Source organism: Streptacidiphilus sp. MAP12-20 (assembly GCF_041262525.1).
Taxonomy (GTDB): domain Bacteria; phylum Actinomycetota; class Actinomycetes; order Streptomycetales; family Streptomycetaceae; genus Streptacidiphilus.
This window is the reverse complement of sequence record NZ_JBGCCK010000008.1, coordinates 263,717-283,184: the sequence shown is the minus strand read 5'-3', so window position 1 is coordinate 283,184 and position 19,468 is coordinate 263,717. Positions and strand designations below refer to the sequence as shown.

18 protein-coding genes are annotated in these 19,468 nt (G+C 73.2%); 5 read left to right on the top strand and 13 right to left on the bottom strand.

Annotated features, from left to right (window positions below; genetic code table 11):
* Window positions 1–51: 51 nt before the first annotated feature.
* The 4 genes from ABIA32_RS13910 to ABIA32_RS13895 form a co-directional block, all read right to left on the bottom strand.
* A complete protein-coding gene (locus ABIA32_RS13910; RefSeq protein ID WP_370094617.1) occupies window positions 52–3,642 on the bottom strand; it encodes a DNA polymerase III subunit alpha in 3,591 nt (1,196 codons plus the stop codon).
* A gap of 69 nt (window positions 3,643–3,711) precedes the next feature.
* On the bottom strand, window positions 3,712–4,281 hold the full coding sequence (locus tag ABIA32_RS13905; RefSeq protein ID WP_370094615.1) for an SAV_6107 family HEPN domain-containing protein: 570 nt from the start codon (window positions 4,279–4,281) through the stop codon (window positions 3,712–3,714).
* 35 nt (window positions 4,282–4,316) lie between these two features.
* Window positions 4,317–4,628 (bottom strand): DUF6504 family protein, encoded by a 312-nt coding sequence (locus ABIA32_RS13900; RefSeq protein WP_370094613.1) that lies wholly within the window; start codon window positions 4,626–4,628, stop codon window positions 4,317–4,319.
* Window positions 4,629–5,401: 773 nt separating this feature from the next.
* Entirely contained in the window at window positions 5,402–5,998 is a 597-nt protein-coding gene (locus ABIA32_RS13895) for a YitT family protein (RefSeq protein ID WP_370094669.1), read from the bottom strand.
* A 175-nt stretch (window positions 5,999–6,173) separates the two neighbouring features.
* Between ABIA32_RS13895 and ABIA32_RS13890 the strand changes: the two genes are divergently transcribed.
* Window positions 6,174–7,667, top strand: a complete 1,494-nt coding sequence (locus ABIA32_RS13890) for a PLP-dependent aminotransferase family protein (RefSeq protein ID WP_370094611.1) — start codon at window positions 6,174–6,176, stop codon at window positions 7,665–7,667.
* A gap of 438 nt (window positions 7,668–8,105) precedes the next feature.
* Window positions 8,106–8,702: a DUF4126 domain-containing protein gene (locus tag ABIA32_RS13885; protein WP_370094667.1), complete on the top strand. Its 597-nt coding sequence runs from the start codon at window positions 8,106–8,108 to the stop codon at window positions 8,700–8,702.
* On the opposite strand, the gene ABIA32_RS13880 is transcribed toward ABIA32_RS13885, so the two are convergent.
* A complete protein-coding gene (locus ABIA32_RS13880; protein WP_370094609.1) occupies window positions 8,644–10,146 on the bottom strand; it encodes an MFS transporter in 1,503 nt (500 codons plus the stop codon). The genes ABIA32_RS13885 and ABIA32_RS13880 overlap by 59 nt on opposite strands.
* A gap of 122 nt (window positions 10,147–10,268) precedes the next feature.
* Between ABIA32_RS13880 and ABIA32_RS13875 the strand changes: the two genes are divergently transcribed.
* On the top strand, window positions 10,269–10,868 hold the full coding sequence (locus tag ABIA32_RS13875) for a TetR/AcrR family transcriptional regulator (RefSeq protein ID WP_370094607.1): 600 nt from the start codon (window positions 10,269–10,271) through the stop codon (window positions 10,866–10,868).
* On the opposite strand, the gene ABIA32_RS13870 is transcribed toward ABIA32_RS13875, so the two are convergent.
* Window positions 10,855–11,049: a hypothetical protein gene (locus ABIA32_RS13870; protein ID WP_370094605.1), complete on the bottom strand. Its 195-nt coding sequence runs from the start codon at window positions 11,047–11,049 to the stop codon at window positions 10,855–10,857. The genes ABIA32_RS13875 and ABIA32_RS13870 overlap by 14 nt on opposite strands.
* 45 nt (window positions 11,050–11,094) lie before the next feature.
* Here ABIA32_RS13870 and ABIA32_RS13865 point away from each other — a divergent pair, with 45 nt between their 5' ends.
* Window positions 11,095–12,519, top strand: a complete 1,425-nt coding sequence (locus ABIA32_RS13865) for a phytoene desaturase family protein (protein WP_370094603.1) — start codon at window positions 11,095–11,097, stop codon at window positions 12,517–12,519.
* Between the two features lie 12 nt (window positions 12,520–12,531).
* Here the strand turns inward: ABIA32_RS13865 and ABIA32_RS13860 are convergent, their stop codons facing one another.
* Both ABIA32_RS13860 and metF read right to left on the bottom strand, forming a co-directional pair.
* Window positions 12,532–13,311, bottom strand: coding sequence for a hypothetical protein (locus ABIA32_RS13860; RefSeq protein ID WP_370094601.1), 780 nt, complete (start codon window positions 13,309–13,311; stop codon window positions 12,532–12,534).
* 70 nt (window positions 13,312–13,381) lie between these two features.
* The gene (metF, locus tag ABIA32_RS13855) at window positions 13,382–14,299 is read right to left on the bottom strand and encodes a methylenetetrahydrofolate reductase [NAD(P)H] (RefSeq protein ID WP_370094599.1); all 918 of its coding nucleotides are present in this window, start codon (window positions 14,297–14,299) and stop codon (window positions 13,382–13,384) included.
* A 155-nt stretch (window positions 14,300–14,454) separates the two neighbouring features.
* Between metF and ABIA32_RS13850 the strand changes: the two genes are divergently transcribed.
* On the top strand, window positions 14,455–15,567 hold the full coding sequence (locus ABIA32_RS13850; RefSeq protein ID WP_370094597.1) for a polyprenyl synthetase family protein: 1,113 nt from the start codon (window positions 14,455–14,457) through the stop codon (window positions 15,565–15,567).
* 39 nt (window positions 15,568–15,606) lie between these two features.
* On the opposite strand, the gene thiE is transcribed toward ABIA32_RS13850, so the two are convergent.
* The 5 genes from thiE to ABIA32_RS13825 form a co-directional block, all read right to left on the bottom strand.
* Window positions 15,607–16,254 (bottom strand): thiamine phosphate synthase, encoded by a 648-nt coding sequence (gene thiE, locus ABIA32_RS13845; RefSeq protein WP_370094595.1) that lies wholly within the window; start codon window positions 16,252–16,254, stop codon window positions 15,607–15,609.
* Window positions 16,251–16,616, bottom strand: coding sequence for an Rv2175c family DNA-binding protein (locus tag ABIA32_RS13840; RefSeq protein ID WP_370094593.1), 366 nt, complete (start codon window positions 16,614–16,616; stop codon window positions 16,251–16,253). The genes thiE and ABIA32_RS13840 overlap by 4 nt, the downstream gene beginning before the upstream one ends.
* A 227-nt stretch (window positions 16,617–16,843) precedes the next feature.
* Window positions 16,844–17,242, bottom strand: coding sequence for a RidA family protein (locus tag ABIA32_RS13835; RefSeq protein ID WP_370094591.1), 399 nt, complete (start codon window positions 17,240–17,242; stop codon window positions 16,844–16,846).
* Entirely contained in the window at window positions 17,239–17,994 is a 756-nt protein-coding gene (locus tag ABIA32_RS13830; protein ID WP_370094590.1) for an SDR family NAD(P)-dependent oxidoreductase, read from the bottom strand. The genes ABIA32_RS13835 and ABIA32_RS13830 overlap by 4 nt, the downstream gene beginning before the upstream one ends.
* A complete protein-coding gene (locus ABIA32_RS13825; RefSeq protein ID WP_370094588.1) occupies window positions 17,991–19,394 on the bottom strand; it encodes an acyl-CoA dehydrogenase family protein in 1,404 nt (467 codons plus the stop codon). Before ABIA32_RS13825 ends, ABIA32_RS13830 begins: the two co-directional genes overlap by 4 nt.
* Between the last annotated feature and the right edge of the window lie 74 nt (window positions 19,395–19,468).

The following is a 19,468-nucleotide window of genomic DNA, read 5'->3' as shown; positions in this document are numbered from 1 at the left end:
ACTGACTTGACCAACGGGTCCACCCTATTGCCTTCGGCTGCTGGTCGAGCCTCATCCCGGGCTCCCCGGGCTGGTGTGCCAGAGCTTGCGCGGGGCCTCTGCCGCGGGGACGCCCGGCGGCTTGAGGTCGGCGTAGGGGGACATCCGGAAGCCGCTCGGGTGCAGCATCACCCTGCGTGCCGGGGCGGGCTCCGCCTCCGGCCGGGTCGCCAGGACCGCCCGCACCGCGTCCACGCCCTCCGTGCGCCACAGCTCGTGCAGCGCCGTCAGCTCCCACGCGGCCGTCGCCGTCAGCGAGACCCCGCGCGGGCCGGTGCGGCGGACCACGCCGCGCACCACCAGCAGCCAGGAGTGGAAGACCGTCGAGGCGTAATGCTGCTGGGCGTCCTCGAACATGGCGAAGTCCAGCGGTCCGGTCGCGTCGTCCAGGGTGGCGAAGACGACCCGGACGCCGGTCCGCACCGGCGGGGTCTGCGTGGCGACCTTGACCCCGGCGATCAGGATCTCGCTGCGGTTGCGCTGCGCCAGCAGCTCGCGCGAGCGGACCGTGCCGAGTTCCTCCAGGAAGGGCAGGTACGGGCTGAGCAGGTGGGCGCTGTGGTCCAGGCCCAGCGCCTCGATCTCGCCGCGGATGCGCTCGGTCTCGGTGGGTGCGGGCAGCGCCGTGGGGCCGGTCCGCCGCTCCTGCTCCTCCGGGTCCGCGTCGGCCAGCTCCAGCTGGGCCGGGCCCGGACGGCGCGGGCCCTTGGGCTTGGGGTCGGTGGCGGCGTGCAGCAGCAGGTCACGGCGGGTCAGTTCCGGGTGCAGGGTGTCCAGCGCGCCGGCCAGGACCAGGTTCTCCAGCGTCGGCTGCGAGGGCTCGGCGCGGCGGCGGAAGTCGGGCAGGCTCGCGTACCGGGCGCCCTCGCGTTCGCGGACGATCCGCTCCAGCTCGGCGTCGGTGATGCCCTTGACGTCGGCGAGCCCGAGACGCAGCGCGTCGCCGCCGTCGGCGGTGCGCTCCAGCGTGTAGTCGGTGACGGAGTCGTTGACGCTGGGCGGCAGCACGGGGATACCGAACTGGCGGGCGTCGTCCAGGATCAGCCGCTTCGGGTACATGCCGGGGTCGTGGGTGAGCAGGCCGGCGTAGAAGGCGGCCGGGTGATGGGCCTTCAGCCAGGCGGACTGGTAGGTGGGCAGCGCGAAGGCGCCCGCGTGGGCCTTGCAGAAACCGAAGGAGGCGAAGGCCTTGAGGATCTCCCAGACCCGCTCGACCACCGGCCGCGGATAGCCGCGGTGGTCGGCGGCGACGCAGAACCAGTCGCCGGTCGCCTGCTGGCCCTGGATGCTGCCGAGCAGCCGCCGGGATTGGTCGGCCCGGTCGAAGCCGCAGCCGGTCATCTGCGCGATGATGCGGATCACCTGCTCGTGGAAGACGACCACGCCCTCGGTCTCGGCGAGGATCGGGCGCAGGTCGTCGTGGACGAAGACCGGATCGGCCCAGCCGTGGCGGGCGTTGAGGAAGGGGGTGACCATGTCGCTCTTGACCGGTCCGGGGCGGAACAGCGAGATGTCGATGATCAGGTCACCGAAGGTCTCCGGGGCGAACTTGCCGATCAGCTCGCGCTGGCCGGGCGACTCGATCTGGAAGCAGCCGAGCGTGCGGGTGGAACGGATCAGCTCGAAGGTCGCCTCGTCGTCCAGCGGGACGGCGTCGAGGTCGATCCGTTCACCGCGCACCCGTTCCGTCTCCGCGATGGCATGCGCCATCGCGGACTGCATCCGGACCCCGAGGACGTCCAGCTTGAGCAGGCCGATGGCCTCGACGTCGTCCTTGTCGAACTGGCTCATCGGATAGCCCTGGGCGCTCTGTTCGACCGGCGTGCGGTCGCGCAGCACGCTGTCGGAGAGCAGCACGCCGCTGGGATGCAGGGCGATATGGCGGGGCAGCCCGTCCAGCTTCTCGACGAGGTCGAACAGGACGGCGAAGACGCCCTCCTCCAGCCGGGAGTGGCGCAGCTCCGGCAGATCGCGCAGGGCGGCGCGGGCGTCACGGGCGCGGATGTGCGGGAATGCCTTGGCGACGGCATCGATCTCCTGCGGCGGCAGTCCGAGCGCGGCGCCCGCGTCGCGGACGGCGTGGCGGACCCGGTAGGTCTCCAGCATCGCCACGCACATGGTCCGGTCGGAGCCGAAGCGGTCCAGGATCAGGTCGTAGACCGCGGTCCGGCGGGCGGACTCGACGTCGAGGTCGATGTCGGGCAGCGAGACGCGCTTGGCGGAGAGGAAACGCTCCATCAGCAGGCCGTGCTCCAGCGGGTCGACGCCCGAGATGCCGAGCAGGTGGTTGACCAGGCTGCCCGCGCCCGAGCCGCGCGCCGCGCAGCGGATGCCGGCCGCGCGGGTGAGGTCGACGACCTCGGCGACGGTGAGGAAGTAGGTCTCGTAGCCGAGGCCGTTGATCAGCGCGAGCTCCGCCTCCAGCCGGTCGGTGACCTGTCGGCCGGGCCTGCTGTAACGGCCGGCGATCCCGGCCTCGCAGCGCCGGCGCAGTTCGCGGACCGCGCCCGCGTGGGTGGTGCCGAGCACGCTGGGCTCGGGCATGTGCATGGTGCCGAGGCCCAGGTGCAGATGCGGATCGAGTTCGCACCGGTCCGCGATGCGGCGGGTCCGGGACAGCAGGGCGCGCGCCTCGGCGGCGGTCTCGCAGAGGTCGTGCGCGAGGGCGGCCATCTCCGGGCCGGACTTGAGGTACCCCTCGGCGTTGACCCGGTCGCGGGAGCGCAGTTCCAACGGGACCAGGCGGCGGGCAGCGTCCAGTACGTCGGCGACGGGGGCGTCGCCCGGCACCGGATAGCGCACGGCGTTGCTCAGCACGGCGGGCACGCCGACCTCGTGGGCCAGGCGCAGCAGCCGCTGGGCCACGGCGCGGGAGGTGGGGTGGCCTGGCGGCGCGAGGTGGTGCACCACCTCGACCACGACGGCCTCCCCGCAGACCGCCCACCAGCGCAGCAGCTCCGCCTTCGCCTCGGCCATCCGCCCGGCGGCCACGGCGCGGCCGACCGTCGACTCCGGCCCGAGCAGCACGAAGAGCCGGTCGGCGACGTCGGCGATCTGCTCCGGCCGGACCACCGCCCGTCCCCGACGCGCGGGGTCGTCCCCGTGCGCCGCGCTGACCAGCCGGCAGAGCGCCGCCCACCCACGCCGCCCACCGCGCGCCAGCACCACGACCCGCGGCGGCCGCGCCGCGTCGGCGGCGGCGCGGTCGAGGCGGAGGTCGACATCGGTGGTGAGCTCGGCCGGGGGGCGGGAGCCTGAGCCGGCGCGGCCGCCCGGAACGAGGCCCGCCGGGCCGAATCCCCCGGCAGCCTGCGAGTCGGCGGAGGCGTCGCCTGCTGACCTCCCCGCCCCGCTCCCCCGACGGCTCGGCCGCGCCGCGCTCGCGCAGACGAGATCCGCGCCCAGGATCGGGCGGATCCCCGCGGCCACGCAGGCCTGGGCGAAGCGGACGGCGCCGTAAAGGCCGTCACGGTCGGTGAGCGCGAGCGCGCCCATGCCGAGGGCGGCGGCGTGTTCGACCAGGGCCGCGGGCGTGGCGGTGCCGTAGCGCAGCGAATAGCTGGAGGCCGTGTGCAGATGCACGAAGGAGTCCGTGGGGCTCATGTCGTGTGACTCCTCAAGGCGTTGTGGGCCCCTCCCGATCCCGCCGTCTGCTCTGTTCGTTCGATCCGCTCACCCCGTGCGGGGCATCCCCTCCTCTCCCTCGCTCCTGGCCGCCGGCACCGCGCCCGCGCCGCGGGCGATCAGCCGCTGCACCATCCGCAGGAAGAGCGCGGTGTTGCGGATCAGGTCGTCCGCGTCGCGCGCGCTCGCCGCCGAGGCGATCCCGGCCTCGGCGGCGGCGCGCTTGGGCGCGCCGGCCGCGTAGTAGCCCGCCCACTCCGCGAGCTCCGGCGCGACCTCGGGGAGGACCTCCCACGCGGTGCGGATCCGCTTGCGCTTGCGCGGGCTCTCCTCCGGCCGCCCGCGCAACGCGAGCACCGCGGCGGAGGCGCGCAGCGCGGCGAGGTGCGCGGTGGCGTACCGCTCCAGCGGCCCCGACAGCTCCCGCGCGTCCGCGAGGCCGCGCTGCGCCTGCGCGAGCAGATCCACTGCGGCGGGCGGCGCTCCGGCCCGCCGCAGCACCGGATGGATGTCCTCCGCCGGGCGGTAGGGCATGCCCGACCCACCGGTCGGGCTCGGCAGCGGCAGCTGCAGCACCTGCGCCCGACGGGTGTTCCTGCCGTCCTCGGTCTCCCTCATGACGTACGCCCTCCCATGCTCCGGTCAGCCGTCGATCAGTCCGTCGTACTGGTGAGGGTCCAGCGGTCGGTGCTGCGGTCGAAGCTGAGGTCGTAGACGCCGGGGGCGAAGCAGCGGCCGGGGCTGGCCTCGACCCGCCAGACCTCCCGCTCCGTCCGGTCGAGCGGCTGCCCGGCCGCCTGCACGGCGGGGACGGTGACCACTCGGGCCTCCTCCCACCAGGCGCCGCTCTCCTTCCAGTGCCCCAGCACCTCGCGCACCGCGTACACCTTGTCGCGCCAGAGGAAGTGCGTGGGCAGCCCCGTACCGCCGCGCACCTCGACCAGGTCCGCACGCTTTCTGCTCATCGCGTCCTCCTCCTTCGCCGACCACGTTCGAACTCTCGTTCGAACATCTTCAGAGTAACCCGCCGGACCGGAGCCGCGTCAACGCCATATCGCCCACGCTGCCCCTTCACTCGCCATGCTCCACCGCACCACTGACAACGCCGGGACAACGAAGGGCGGGCGATCACTGTCAGTGATCGCCCGCCCGGCAGAAACGCTTCTTTTGGCAGCTCAGAGCCGTGAGCTTCACTCGTTCGACTGAGCCGAATCGCTTTCTCTCCGTAGCGAACACCTCGCGCCGTAGGATTCTGAGCATCGAGGGCGGAGGTATATTCGATGACTGCACTCGACCACGTCCTCTGGCAGGCATGGAAAGCGCTGAAGCTCCCCGAGGGCTACCGCGGCGAGATCATCGACGAAGCCATTGAAGTGTCGCCCACCGGACGTCGCCGCCACATGGTGCTCGCCAACCGCATCTGTCGCGCTCTGGACGCCCACCTGTCCGGCACGCCCTACGCGGCCTATCAGGGAATGAACGTCATCGACGGCCTCAAGGTCACCATCCCCGACGTGCTGGTCACTCTCGCCGACCTCGACGCCTCCCCCGACCCCGAGGGGCTGGGCGTCTCCGCCTCCGCCGTCGCCCTCGTCGACGACTACGACGAGGCCGGAAAGGTCACCGTGCTGACCCGAGCCCGAGCACGCCCGCTACGCGGCCGAGTTGAGCCTCCCCTACGGCACCGACCTGGTCATCCCGGAGGGTCCGGCCAAGGGCCTCGTCATCGGCGAGGAGATCACCGCGGGTCGCTGAGCAGCGCAGCCGGCGGCAGCTCCTGCGCCGACTCGCGCACCACGAGCGAGCCGCGTGGCGTCTCCGGGACGGTGAACAACGGCAGGAACAGCTGCACCAGAGGCCCGATCGCCAGCGCGTACACAACGGTGCCCACGCCCAGCTGACCGCCCATCAGCCAGCCGACCGCCAGCACGGTCACCTCGATCGTCGTCCGGACCAGCCGTACTGAACGGCCGCTGCGGCGGACGAAGCCGGTCATCAGGCCGTCGCGCGGGCCGGGGCCGAAGCGGGCGCCGATGTAGAGGCCACCGGCGACGCCGTTCAGGACGACGGCGCCCGCCAGCATCAGCGCCTGGAGCGGGAGACCGTGCAGGGTCGGCAGGATCCTCAGGCCGGCGTCGACCGAGAGGCCGATGACGAAGACGTTGCTCACCGTGCCCAGCCCCGGCTTCTGCCGCAGCGGGATCCAGAGCAGCAGCACCGCCGCGCCGACGATCATCGTGATGGTCCCGAAGGAGAGCGACACGTGCCGCGCCAACCCTTGGTGGAAGACGTCCCACGGGTCCAGGCCCAGGGCGGCCCGGATCTGCATCGCCATGCTGAAGCCGTACAGCGCGAGGCCGAGATAGAGCTGAACGAGGCGGCGGGTGAGCTGTAGGGCCACAGCGGCCCCTCCCTCCACAGAAGTACTTGAATTTGGCAGGTTCTGGGAACACTCTGGAAGGGATTGGTCTGCCAATCCATAGCCAATTCGCGAGAGGTGGACTGGAACCATGGCTCCCGCCCCACGCGCCGCGATCGGCGCGACCCAACTCGACCGCGCCCTCGGCACCTGGCACAGGTCCGGGCAGGGCCCCGCCTACCGCGCGCTCGCCGGCGGGCTGCGCACGCTGGTCCTCGACGGGCGGGTGCCCGTCGAGACGCGGCTGCCCGCTGAGCGGGAGCTGTCCACCGTGCTCGGGGTCAGCCGGACCACCGTCGCCGCCGCCTACGAACTGCTGCGCGACGAGGGCTTTCTGGCCAGCAGGCGCGGAGCCGGCAGCTGGACCGCGCTCCCGGCCGGACGGCCGATGCCGGTCGCCGGGCTCTCCCCCTTCCCGACCGACGGCGGCGGGGTGATCGACCTCGGCGTCGCCGCGATGTCCGCGCCCGAGCCCTGGCTCTCGCAGGCCATGGCGGACGCGGTCGCCGAGCTGCCCCGCTACACCCGCACCCACGGCGACTTCCCGGCCGGGCTCCAGGTGCTGCGCCAGGCCGTCGCCGACCGTTACGCCGCCCGCGGGCTGCCCACCGCCCCCGAACAGATCATGATCACCCACGGCGCGGCGGGCGGACTCTCGCTGCTGCTGCGTCAGTTCCTCGGCCCGGCCGAGCGCGTGGCCGTCGAGTCGCCGAGCTACGCCAACGCCCTGCAGGCGCTCCGCTTCGCCGGAGGCCGGGCCGTGCCGGTGCCGCTGCTGCGCGACGGCTGGGACCTGGAGGCCTGGTCGCGCACCCTGCGCGACGCCGCGCCGCGACTGGCCTACGTCATCCCCGACTTCCAGAATCCGAGCGGCCTGCTCATGTCCGAGCAGGAGCGCCGCGAGCTGGTCGCCGCCGCCCGGTGCACCGGCACGCTGCTGATCGCGGACGAGACGATGGCCGAGCTCTGCCTGGACCATGAACTCGCCCGCGCCATGCCGCGCCCGATGGCCGCGTTCGACCACAGCGGCTGCGTGGTGACGCTCGGTTCGGCCGGCAAGACCTTCTGGGGCGGACTGCGGATCGGCTGGATCCGGGCCACGCCGGAGCTGATCCGCCGCCTCGCCGGGGACCGGGCCAGCCTGGACGTCAGCTCGCCGGTGGTCGAGCAGCTGGCCGTGCGGCACCTGCTGGACCCGGCGGTCCTGCCGGTGGTGCTGGGCCATCAGCGGGACCGGGTCCGCGCCCAGCGCGACGCGCTGGTGGCTGCGGTCCACGCCGACCTGCCGGGCTGGAGCTTCCGGCTGCCGCAGGGCGGGCTCTCGCTCTGGGTCAGGACCGGGTCCGGGCTCTCCGGCAGCGCGCTGGCGACGACGGCCGAGCGCCACGGCGTCTGGATCGGCTCCGGCCCGCGCTTCGGCGTGGACGGGGTGCTGGAGCGCTTCGTCCGGTTGCCCTTCACCCAGCCCGCCGAGGTCTCCCGCGAGGCGGTGCGGCGGCTGGCCGCAGCAGCGGCGTCGTTGGGCGTCGAATCCACTGGGCCGACGTCGCCGACATCGCCGACGAGCGAGGTCACCCTGCTCTGACCCCAGGCCCGGAAGACGGGAGCCGGAACGGCGGAACGGCGCTCACGCGACGACGAGCTCTCGCCCGCCGACGCGTGAACGCCGTTCACCTCCCCGTTCCCCCGATTCCCCCCGGATCCCCCGGTTTCCCTCGCCCCCGTGTTCCCCGTGCTCCCCCGTGGCCGGGCAGCTGCTCCGCCGCCCCGTGTCGGCGGTGCAGTGCCGGGCCCCCGGCGGACCGGAGCCTTTCGGCCCGGCCCTTCCCGGTGCCCACTACTTTGCCGTCGTCGCAGGTCCGGAACCATCCGTGCGGGTACTCAACCCGTTCGGCGCAATACCTGAGTACGAGTACTCAGAGATCTTGGGCATGTCTACCGGACCACAGCCCTCCTCGCCCACCGTCAGCCGGGAGGCCCTACTCTGGTGCGCGACCGACACACCTGCATTCGGGGGACGCACGTGGGCCTGCTCCCACTCATCTTCACCAGCGGCTGGGCGAGTGGCATCAATGCCTACGCCGTGGTCCTGATCATGGGCCTGCTCGGCCGCTACGACGGGCTCAGCACCGTCCCGCCCGCCCTGGAGCGGACGGACGTGCTGGTCATCGCCGGGGTGCTCTTCCTGGTCGAGGCGGTGGCCGACAAGATCCCCTACGTCGACTCCGCCTGGGACGTCGTCCACACGGTGATCCGACCGGTCGCCGGGGCCGTGGTCGCCGCGCTGCTCGCGGGCCACTCCCACGACTCGCTGACCACGCTGGCCGCCGCCGCGCTCGGCGGCGGGACCGCGCTGGCGAGCCATCTGGTCAAGGCCGGGGTGCGGATGGGGGTCAACACCTCCCCCGAACCGTTCAGCAACATCGCGGTCAGCCTCGGCGAGGACGTGAGCGTGGCCGGGCTGGTCACCCTCGCCCTGTTCCATCCGGTGCCCGCGGCGATCATCGCCGGAGCGCTGCTGCTGGCGGGCATCCTGCTGGTGCTCTTCACGCTCTCCCGGATCAGGCGCTTCCTGCGACGGAGGCGGGAGCGCCGGGCCGCGCGGGCCTCGATGGCCTGACCAGCACGGCCAGCACCACGAAGGCCACCACCGCCAGCCCCGCCGAGCAGGCCATCGCCGTCGAGACGCCGTGCGCCAGCGTCGCGTGCAGCCCGGCCTGACCGGTGCCGGAGGGGTGGCGCGTGGCCGTGGTGAAGGCGGTGATCCCGACGGCGGTGCCGAGCGCGCCGCCCGCCTGCTGCATGGTCTGCAGCGTTCCCGAGGCCGCCCCGGACTCCTGCGGGCGGACGCTGGACAGGATGGTCAGGCTCAGCGGCACCATGGTGAAGCCGGCGCCCAGCCCGAACAGCAGCATCGACGGCAGGATCCCGGCCGCGTAGGTGGTGTGGGCGTCGACCCTGGTCAGCAGCAGCAGGCCGGTGAGCAGCAGCAGCGGCGCGCCGAGCAGGAACGGCCGGGCGCCGTACCGGGGCACCAGGCGCGGCGCCAGCCGGGCACCGGCGAAGATCGGCACGGCCAACGGCAGGAAGGCGAAGCCCGCCTGCATCGGTGACAGGCCGAGACCGTTCTGCAGGTACTGGGTGATGAAGAAGAACATTCCGAACATCGCCGCCGCGACCAGCAGCATCGCGGCGTAGCCACCGGCGCGGACCCGGTCGGTGAGCAGCGAGAGCGGCAGCAGCGGCTGCGCGACCCGGCGCTCGACCAGCACGAAAGCGGTCAGCAGCAGGACCGCCGCCGCGAAGCAGCCCAGCGTCAGCGGCGTGGTCCAGCCGACCGTCGCCGCGCGGATGAAGCCGTAGACGAGGGCGACCATCCCGCCGGTGGCGGTCAGCGCTCCGGCCAGGTCGAGGCGTCCGCCCTGGCGTGGGGGCTCCTGGATCACGCGCGGCGCCAGCACGGTGACGACGAGTCCGAACGGCACGTTGATGAACATGACCCAGCGCCAGTTGAGCCAGGAGGTCAGCAGCCCGCCCAGGATCAGCCCGACGGTGGCGCCGCCGGCCGACATCGCCGAGAAGAGGCCGATCGCGCGGGCCCGCTCGGTGGCGTCCTGGAAGGTGGCGACGATCAGCGCCAGCGTGCTGGGTGCGGCGACCGCCGCGCCGACGCCCTGGGCGACGCGGGCGAGCAGCAGCTCGGTCGGTGTGGTGGCCAGGCCGCCGGCCAGCGAGGCGAGGGTGAACAGCGCGATGCCGGAGGCCAGCAGCCGGCGCCGGCCGAATATGTCACCGGCTCGGCCGCCGAGCAGCAGCAGGCCGCCGAAGGTCAGCGAGTAGATGTTCATCACCCAGCTCAGCCCGGCCGAGGAGAAGCCGAGCGCGTGCTGGATGCCTGGCAGTGCGATGGAGACGACGGTGGCGTCGAGGATCACCATCAACTGGCAGGTGAGGATCACCGCGAGCGCCAGGCGATGGTGCGTCGGTGGTGGCGGTTGTACCGCTGGTTCGAGGTCGGCGGGTGCGGAAGAGGAAGCAGGAGAGACAAGGGTGTTCTCGGACATGGCTCCGCCCTGGAGTGCATGGAGAATGGGTGCAAGAATTGGCAGGGAACTCAAACGGAGATATCCTCCGGTTCCAGGGACAACAATACGGAGACTGTCTCCGTTTAGCAAGGGATGAGGTCATGACGGCGGAGACCGCGGCGCAGGACGCCCCCGACCGACCGTCGCGTCGTCCCATGCGCGCGGACGCCAGGCGCAACTACGAGCGCCTGGTCGAGGTCGCCACCGAGTCCTTCCTCGCCAACGGTCCGAACGCCTCACTCGACGAGATCGCCAAGCGCGCCGGCGTCGGCCCCGGCACTCTCTACCGCCACTTCCCCACCCGCGATGACCTCCTCGACGCCGTCTGCGCGCGCTGGGTCGACACCGTCGCGGCCGACGCCAGGCCGCTGCTGGAGGCGACCGAACCGGCCGCGGCGCTGCGCGAATGGCTGGTCAAACTCGTGGACCACGTCGGCGAGTTCAAGGGCCTGGCCTCGGCGCTGCTGCTGAGCGGGGACCGCAAGCACGAGACCGCGGGCGTGCTGCACCACACCTCGGAGGAGCTGATCGAGCGCGCCAAGGCGAGCGGCGAGATCCGGCCTGACGTCACCGTCACCGAGGTGATGCAGCTGACCAGCGGCGTGACCTACGCGTGCGGCAGCGCCAAGCAGATGAACAAGCCCGGCAGCTCACCGGAGCGGCTGATCGGTCTGATCATGGACGGGATCAGTACCCGGTAACGTCCTCGGGTCCAGCCGACTCGCCCTTGCGTGACAGCGCCGCGACCGCCGCGGCCAGCGCGAGCGTCGCCTCCACCTGGGCGACCTGGACGTGGTACTCGCGGCTGTGGCTCAGGCTGGACGCGCGCGACTCCGCCAGCGCTCTGAAGGCCAGCTGCTCGTGGTGCTCGAAGTCCGCCATGCCGCCGATCATAGAGGGCCCACCAGCCAACTAAGATCAATGCCCATGGCACGGATCGTCGTCATCGGCGCAGGAATGGGCGGGCTCGCCGCCGCGGCACGGCTGGCGACGGTCGGCCACCAGGTGACCCTCTGCGAGGCAGCGGAGACCCACGGCGGGATGGTCGGCGCGTACCAGCGCGACGGCTTCCGCTTCGACACCGGCCCGGGACTGCTGACGCTCCCCGCCGTCTACCGCGACCTGATGCTCAAGACCGGCCGCACCCGCCTCGAGGACGAGGTCGAGCTGCGTCCGGTCGACCCCGGCAGCGTCCACCTGCTCCCGGACGGGACCAGGGTCGCCCTCGCCAACGCTTCACTGGCCAAGGTCGAGAGCGCGCTCAGCGCCGCGCTCGGCGCGGGCGCGGGCGAGCGCTGGGGATCCATGCTGGAGCGCGGCCGCGGCGTCTGGGAGGCGACCCGCCGCCCGCTGCTGGAGGAGCCGCTCCCGGACGACCCGTCCGCTCTGCACCGCGACCCCTACGTCCCGGCCAGGCGCGGCCTGCTGGCCCGCACACCGCGCACGCTCGGCGAGGTCGCCGCGCGCGAACTGCGCGACCCGCGGCTGACCGCGCTGCTCGACGAGTACGCGCTGCGCTTCGGCCTGAACCCGGAGCGGGCCCCCGCCTCGCTGACCTCGATGCCCTACATGGAGCAGAGCTTCGGCGTCTGGTACGTCACGGGCGGCATGCGTGCCATCGCCGACGCGGCGCTGCGACGCTGCGAGGCGCGCGGGGTCGAACTGCGCTTCGGGACACGGGTGGAGCGGATCCTCGGCGAGGAGCGGGTGACCGGCGTCCAACTCGCCGACGGCACGGTCCTCGACGCGGACGCCGTCGTCGACGACCGCGCGCCGCAGCAGGGCACCGGCGCGCCGGGCCGCTTCACGCTGCTGCTCGCGCTCCGGGGCGCCCGCCCCGACGGGACCCACCACCGCACCGTCCTGCACGCGCCCGACCGGGCGGACGAGCTCGACGCGCTCTTCGGCCGCGCCCCGCGCCTCTGCGTCCGTCCGACGCTGCAACTGCTGCGCCCCGACGACGCCACGCTCGCCCCCGAGGGTCACGAGACCGCGGTGCTGACGGCCACCGTCCCGCCGCAGGGCCCTGTCGACTGGACCGACGCCGCGCGCGTCTCCGCCTACGCCGACGCCCTGCTGGCCCACGCGGCGCAGGCCGCGCCGGAGTTGCGCGAACGCGTGCTCTGGAGCCAGGCCCGCACCCCCGCCGACACCGCCGCCGAGACCGGTGCGCCGGGCGGCTCGGTGCCCCCGCCCTCGCTGGCGGGCGCGGGCGGCGCCTTCCTGGCGCCGCCGAACACCGACACCCTCCCGGGCGTCTTCCACGTCGGCGGCGCGACCCACCCCGGCGGCGGGCTCGCCCGCGTCGGCATGTCGGCGACGGTCGTGGCCGGGCTGATCGGCACGCCGTAGGCCGCTCACCGCCTACTGCTGCTGCTCCGGGTAGGGGTACGGAGCCTGCGCGTACTGCTCGTGCTGGTACTCGGGCTGGTAGGGGTACTGCGCCTGATCCTGGTACTGGTACTGGGGCTGCTGTTGCTGCGGGTACTCGGAGTACTCGGGGTAGGGCTGCTGGTACGGAGCCGCCTGCGGGTACTGCTGGTACTCCTGATGCTGCTGGTACTCCTGGTACTGCCCGTAGTACTCCGCGTACGCGTACTCCTGCGACTGCCCCTGGTTCGGCGCCTGGGCCTGCTGCGGCTCCGCGTAGTCGATCTGCTGCTCCGCCGCGTAGCCGTAGTACGCCGCCTGCTGCTGCTCCTGCTCGGCGTAGCCGTAGTAGACGCTGTCGCCCTCGACCAGGTACTCCTGGGCCTGGAAGACCGCCGTGGCCTCGACCGCCTCGACCGCCTCCACCGCGCTCACCTCGCCGACGACCACCGGCTCGGGCTCGGCGGCAGCCGCCGCGCCCGCCGCGTCCGCGCCGAAGAGGCGGCCCACGACAGGCACCCGCTCGGGCGCGACCAGCGACCAGTACGGTCCGCCGTGGCCCTTGAGCGCACGTGTGGCCAGCGCCTGGCCCGCGCCGAAGCCCAGCACGCCGGCGCCGATCAGCGGCAGCGAGCCCATCGCCACGCCGCCCACCAGGGCCAGGAAGCCGACCAGCGCGAGCGCGCGCCACGGCAACGGCGCGCGTCGCTGCAGCAGCAACTCGCCCAGCAGCCACAGGGCGACCACCGCGAACGCGGCATACAACAGGGTCACCTCTCGCGCACCACCTCTCGCACCCGTCGAACGGTGGAGCACACCGTACCGGTTCGAGATGAGCGCCGGATCAGCCCTGCGGGGTCAGACCGAGGTTCTGGTAGATCTGCGAAGTCACCGGGGAGAAGTTCATCGTCATGAAGTGCAGGCCCGGGGTGCCCTCGTCGAGCAGGCGGCGGCACATCTCCGTCGCGTACTCGATGCCGACCGCGCGCACCGCCGCCGGGTCGTCCTCCAGCGCGAGCATCCGCTCGGCGAGCGCGGGCGGGAACCAGGCCGTGCTCAGCTCGGGGATCCGGCGCAGCGAGCGGATGCTGGTCACCGGCATGATCTCCGGGATGATCGGCACGTCGCAGCCGGCCGAGGCGACGCGGTCGCGGAAGCGCAGGTAGAAGTCGACGTCGAAGAACATCTGGGTGATCGCGTAGTCCGCGCCCGCGCGGACCTTCGTCACGAAGTGGCGGATGTCGTCGTCCCAGTTCTCCGAGCGCGGATGCCGCTCGGGGAAGGCCGCGACGCCGACGCAGAAGTCGCCCGACTCCTTGATCAGCTCGACCAGCTCGGACGCGTAGTTGACGCCCTGGGAGTGCGGCACCCACTCGCCCAGCGGGTCGCCCGGCGGGTCGCCGCGCAGCGCGAGGACGTTGCGGACGCCCTGGTCGGCGTAGTGACCGAGGATGTTCCGCAGCTCCGCGATCGTGTGGTCGACCGCGGTCAGGTGCGCGACGGGCGTGAGCGTGGTCTCGGCGGCGATCCGGCCGGTGATGTTGATGGTGCGGCCACGCGTCGAGCCGCCGGCGCCGTAGGTGACGCAGACGAAGGTCGGCGAGAGCGCCTCGAGCTTGCGGATCGCCTTCCACAGCCCGGTCTCCGCCTCGGGCGTGCGCGGCGGCATGAACTCGAACGAGTAGGACTTGGCCCCGGACGCCAGAAGATCGCGAATGGAGACCGCGCGGTCAGGGCGGGTGCTGGGGGTTCCGAGAGCCATAAAGGAAGGTTATCCGCCATCCGGACACACTCCGAAACAGCTGTCCAGCCCTTGGGACGGCAGGCCGCAGCGGGACGCCCCGACGGGCATGCCCCTTCACTCGCGCCTCACGCCCGCGGGTTACGCTTTTGGTCCCCGTACCACTCGGAGTCCCGGTGTCCCTCGCCCAGCCCGTCCCCTCTCTCTTCGGCAATCCCGTGGACGAGGAGTGGCTGCGGGAGCGGGTCGACCGGGCGCTCGCGGCCTTCGTCCGCGACCAGGAACGGACCCTGCTGGCCATCTCGCCGCAGCTCTCCCCCGTCTGCGGCACCGTGCGCGACTTCCTGCTCAGCGGCGGCAAGCGGCTGCGCGCGGCCTTCTGCTACTGGGGCTGGCGCGGCGCCGGCGGCTCGCTCGACGAGTCCGGAGCGGTGGCCGCGGCGGCGTCGCTGGAACTGCTGCAGGCCAGCGCGCTGGTCCACGACGACCTGATGGACCGCAGCGACACCCGACGCGGCCTCCCCTCGGTGCACCGGCGCTTCGAGGCCCTGCACGAGGCCCAGGGCTGGCGCGGGGACGCGGCCCAGTACGGGGGCGCGTCAGCGGTGCTGGTCGGCGACCTGCTTCTGGTCTGGTGCGACGCGCTGTTCGGCGACTGCGGCCTGCCCAGGGGCGCGGTGCGGCGGGCGAAGCCGCTCTTCGATCTGATGCGCACCGAGGTGATGGCGGGCCAGTACCTCGACATGCTGGAGCCCGCCGCGGCCTGGTCCGAGCCGACCCCGATCGAGCGGGCCCGGACGGTCATCCACTACAAGTCCGCGAAGTACTCGGTGCAGCGCCCGCTCCAGATCGGCGGCCTGCTGGCGGACGCACCGGCCGCGCTGACCGAGGCCTACGCGGCGTTCGGCCTGCCGCTGGGCGAGGCCTTTCAGCTCCGCGACGACCTGCTCGGCGTCTACGGCGACCCGGCGATCACCGGCAAGCCGGCCGGGGACGACCTGCGCGAGGGCAAGCGGACGCTGCTGGTCGCCGAGGCCCTCGCCGCCTGCGGCCCGGCCGACGCCCGTCTCCTCGACGACCACCTCGGCTCCCCCGACCTCGACGCGGCCGGCCTCGCCCGGCTGCGGGACGTGATCACCCGCAGCGGCGCGCCCGCGCGCGTCGAGTCCCGGATCACCGCGCTGCGCGCCGAGGCCCTGGCCGCGCTCGACGCCGCCCCGATCGCCGACCCCCGCGCCCGCGCCGTCCTGCATCGCCTGACCGACGCGGCGACGGCCCGGCGGCACTGACCGTCCCCTGACGCCAAAGGGCGCGGGGGTGCGACTTCCCTAGGCGTGTTGGCGGATCCGCTCGGAGAGCGACTGCGCCGCGGCGAAGGGGTCCGCTGCCTGAGTGAGGGCGCGGACGACGACGACGCGACGCGCGCCCGCGTCGAGGACCTCGTCCAGGTTGGACTCGTCGATCCCGCCGATCGCGAAGCACGGGCGCTCCGTGGCCTGCTTCGCCGCGTAGGAGACCAGGCCGAGGCCCGGAGCGTAGCGGCCCGGCTTCGTCGGGGTGGGCCAGACCGGGCCCGTGCAGAAGTAGTCCACGCCCGGCTCCTTCAGCGCGACGTCCACCTCCGACTCCGCGTGGCACGAGCGGCCGATGATCACGTCCTCGCCGAGGATCGCCCGCGCCACAGGAACGGGCAGGTCGTCCTGCCCGAGGTGCAGCACGTCGGGGCGCGCGCCGAAGGCGACGTCCGCGCGGTCGTTGACCGACAGCAGGCGGCCGTGTCGGCGGCACGCGTCCGCGAAGACCTCCAGGGCGTCCAGCTCCTGCCTGGCCTCCAGGCCCTTGTCACGGAGCTGGACGATGTCGACACCGCCCGCCAGCACCGCGTCCAGGAACTCGGCCAGGTCACCCTGCTCGCGCCGAGCGTCCGTGCACAGGTAGAGCCTGGCGTCAGCGAGCGCAGCGCGCGCCGCCGTCACAGCAGCATCGCCTGCGCGCGGCGCTTGACCTCGGTGCCGCGGTTCTCGAGCAGGGCCTGGGCGGGCGTGCCGGGCAGGGTCGGGTCATCGGTGAAGAGCCACTCCAGGGACTCCTCCTTGCTGAACCCGCAGTCCTTGAGCACCGTCAGCAGGCCGACCACGCCCTTGACGGGCTTGTCGTCGCCGATGAATGCCGCAGGGACCTGCAGCGCGTTGTTCTCTCCGCGGCGCACCGCCGGCAGCGTGCCGTCGGTGACCATGTTGCGGACCTTGGTGACCTCCACGCCCCACTTCTCCGCGATATCGGGGAGGTAGAGCCAGGCCGGAATCAGGGCGTCGATCTTGGGATCAATCTCACTCACGTCAACAGACTGCCATCCCGGACCCTCCGCGTGCACACTCACGACCTCAGGACCCGCCGCCGCGCGCCTCCCAGCGGGCCTCCAGCCGGGCCAACCCCTCGTTCAGCCGATGCACCTCGTGGAGCAGCGTCCGGAACTGCTCGACCTCCCGATCCCGCTCTGCGGCGGCCGCCGCCTGGTTGTCCTCGCGGCGGGAGACCTGGACCAGCCAGCTCTACGTCGCCCGTTCAGTCCAGCACCGCGATGCCCTCCAGCTCCACCAGCGCGGGCTCGTCCCAGAGCCGGACGACGCCGATCAGCGCCATCGCCGGGTAGTCCCGCCCGGCGCGCGCCCGCCAGACCCGGCCGATGTCGGCGGCGTGGGCGCGGTAGTCCTCCGGGTCGGTGGCGTAGACGGTGAGCCGGGCCAGCCGGTCCGGCTCACCGCCCGCCGCCGCGAGCGCGGCGAGCAGGTTGGCGAGGGCCCGGTCGAACTGCTCGACCACGTCCGCGCCGACGATCGCGCCCTCCTCGTCCAGCGCGGTCTGCCCGGCCAGGAAGACGAGCGTGCCGCCGGTCGCCGTGACCGCGTGGCTGAAGCCGGTGGGCGGGGCCAGCTCGGGCGGGTTGATCCGACGCAACGTCATGACTGCACGCCTCCTCCGTCGACGGTGATGCCCTGACCGTTCAGGGCCTCCTGCTCCAGCAACAGCCGGACCACGGCGGCGACCTCCTCCGGGCGGATCAACCGCCCGATCGGCTGCATCCGTGCGAGCGCGGCACGGGCCTCCGCCTCGTCGCGCCCGGTGCGGGCGACGATCGCGGCGACGGTCGCGTCGGTCATCGGGGTGTCGACGTAGCCGGGACAGACGGCGTTGACGGTCACCCCGCTGCCCGCGAGCTCGGCGGCAGCGGCCCGGACGAGACCCAGCACGCCGTGCTTGGACGCCGTGTAGGCGGCGACGTAGGGTGCGCCGACCTTCGCCGCGACCGAGGCCACCACGACGATCCTGCCCCAGCCCGCCTCCCGCATCGGCGGCAGCGCGCGGCGCAGACAGCGGAACGGCGCGGTGAGGTTGAGCGCGAGCTGCTGGTCCCACAGCTCGTCGCTGGTCTCGGCCAGCCGCGCCGACGCACCAGCCCCGGCTGCGGCGACGAGGATCTCGGCCGGGCCCCATTCCGCCTCGACCCGTCCGAACAGCTCGTCGGCCGCGCCGGGCGCGGTGAGGTCGACCGGGACGGTCAGGCTCGGTCCAGGCAGCGTCCGCGCGGCGCGGCGCAGCGCGTCGGCGTCCCTGGCGGCGAGCACGACGCGGTGACCGGCTGCGGAGAGGTCCGCCGCGACCGCCGCGCCGATGCCGCGGCTGCCGCCGGTGACGACGCAGATCCGGCTCGTCATTTGTAGAGCTCCCTCGCGATGATCGAGAGCTGCACCTCGGAGGCGCCCTCGTAGATCCGGGGCGCGCGGACCTCCCGGTAGAGCTGTTCCAGCAGGTGGCCGCGCTGAAGCGCGCGGGCGCCGTGGATCTGGACGGCGGCGTCGACGACGTACTGCGCCGTCTCGGTCGCGAACAGCTTGGCCATCGCGGCGCGTCCGGTCGGTCCGTACAGGCCGGGCTCGCGCCCGCTCCGTTCGCCCTGCCGGTCGTAGCCGGACGCGGCGGCGTAGACGAGCAGCCGGGCGGCCTCGGTGCGGGTGGCCATCTCGGCGAGCCGGTGTCCGACGGACTGGAGTTCGCGCAGCGGACCGCCGAAGGCCTCGCGGGTGGCGGCGTGCGCGAGCGCGGCGTCGAGCGCGGCCTGGGCCATCCCGACGGCGAAGGCGCCGACGCTGGGCCGGAACAGGTCCAGCGTGCGCATGGCCACGCGGAAGCCGTGGCCGACCTCGCCGAGGACGTCCTCGGGCCCGACGAGGACGCCGTCGAAGGTCAGTCGGCCGATCGGGTGAGGGGAGATCATGTCGAGCTGCTCACCGCCGAGTCCTGGCCGGTCGGCGGGGACGAGGAACGCGGTGACGCCGCGCGCACCGGCGTCCGGGCCGGTGCGGGCGAAGACGGTGTAGAAGTCGGCTTCGGGAGCATTGGAGATCCAGCACTTCTCCCCGCTGAGCCGCCAGCCGCCGCCGTCGCCGGCCTCGGCCTTCGCCTCCAGCGCGAGCGCGGCGGCGTCCGACCCGGCCCCCGCCTCCGACAACGCGAACGCCGCGACGGCCCGCCCGGCGGCGACCTCCGGCAGCCACCGCGTGATCTGCGCCTCGCTCCCGCTCTGCAGCACGGGATACGCCCCGAGCCCCTGCAGCGCGAGCGCGGTCTCGGCCTCGGTACAGACCTGCGCGAGGCTCTCCCGCAGCAGACACAGATCCAGGGCCGCCGCCTGCCGCAATCCGCCTCCGGCGGCTGACTCGCCGCCCACCCCGGGAAACAGCCGCGCCATCAACCCGAGCCGCCCCATCTCCTCCAACATCGGCCGGTTCACCCGCGGCGCCCGCCCGGCCCCCAGCAGCCCGGCTCCGCCGGATGGCAGGCCCGAGGGGGACGAGGCTGCACCGGCCGCTGCGGTCCTGCCTGTCTCCTGCCCCGCCTCGCCAGGCTGCAGGCCCGAGGCTGACGAGACTTCGCCAGCCGCCCCGAAGCCGCCGGCATCATGCCGTGCCCCCGACTCCGCCCCGCCGGGCCGCAGGCCCTGCGCGGGGGCGGGCGCGCCGTGGGCCAGGGGCAGCAGGCGCTGGGTCGCCACGTCGCGGACCCACGCGCAAAAGCGCCGCTGCTCGTCGTCCAGCGCGAACGTCGTCGTCGCCATCGCGCGCTCCCTCCTCCGCCGTGAATCCGTCTCGTCCATTCATATCGCGGAAGGTTGACTGCCGTCACCAACGC

Coding starts and splice junctions, on each gene's coding strand:
- ABIA32_RS13910 (WP_370094617.1), bottom strand. CDS start 3,642: ATGAGCCCCACGGACTCCTTCGTGCATCTGCACACGGCCTCCAGCTAT.
- ABIA32_RS13905 (WP_370094615.1), bottom strand. CDS start 4,281: ATGAGGGAGACCGAGGACGGCAGGAACACCCGTCGGGCGCAGGTGCTG.
- ABIA32_RS13900 (WP_370094613.1), bottom strand. CDS start 4,628: ATGAGCAGAAAGCGTGCGGACCTGGTCGAGGTGCGCGGCGGTACGGGG.
- ABIA32_RS13895 (WP_370094669.1), bottom strand. CDS start 5,998: ATGGCGATGCAGATCCGGGCCGCCCTGGGCCTGGACCCGTGGGACGTC.
- ABIA32_RS13890 (WP_370094611.1), top strand. CDS start 6,174: ATGGCTCCCGCCCCACGCGCCGCGATCGGCGCGACCCAACTCGACCGC.
- ABIA32_RS13880 (WP_370094609.1), bottom strand. CDS start 10,146: ATGTCCGAGAACACCCTTGTCTCTCCTGCTTCCTCTTCCGCACCCGCC.
- ABIA32_RS13875 (WP_370094607.1), top strand. CDS start 10,269: ATGACGGCGGAGACCGCGGCGCAGGACGCCCCCGACCGACCGTCGCGT.
- ABIA32_RS13870 (WP_370094605.1), bottom strand. CDS start 11,049: ATGGCGGACTTCGAGCACCACGAGCAGCTGGCCTTCAGAGCGCTGGCG.
- ABIA32_RS13865 (WP_370094603.1), top strand. CDS start 11,095: ATGGCACGGATCGTCGTCATCGGCGCAGGAATGGGCGGGCTCGCCGCC.
- metF (WP_370094599.1), bottom strand. CDS start 14,299: ATGGCTCTCGGAACCCCCAGCACCCGCCCTGACCGCGCGGTCTCCATT.
- ABIA32_RS13835 (WP_370094591.1), bottom strand. CDS start 17,242: ATGACGTTGCGTCGGATCAACCCGCCCGAGCTGGCCCCGCCCACCGGC.
- ABIA32_RS13830 (WP_370094590.1), bottom strand. CDS start 17,994: ATGACGAGCCGGATCTGCGTCGTCACCGGCGGCAGCCGCGGCATCGGC.
- ABIA32_RS13825 (WP_370094588.1), bottom strand. CDS start 19,394: ATGGCGACGACGACGTTCGCGCTGGACGACGAGCAGCGGCGCTTTTGC.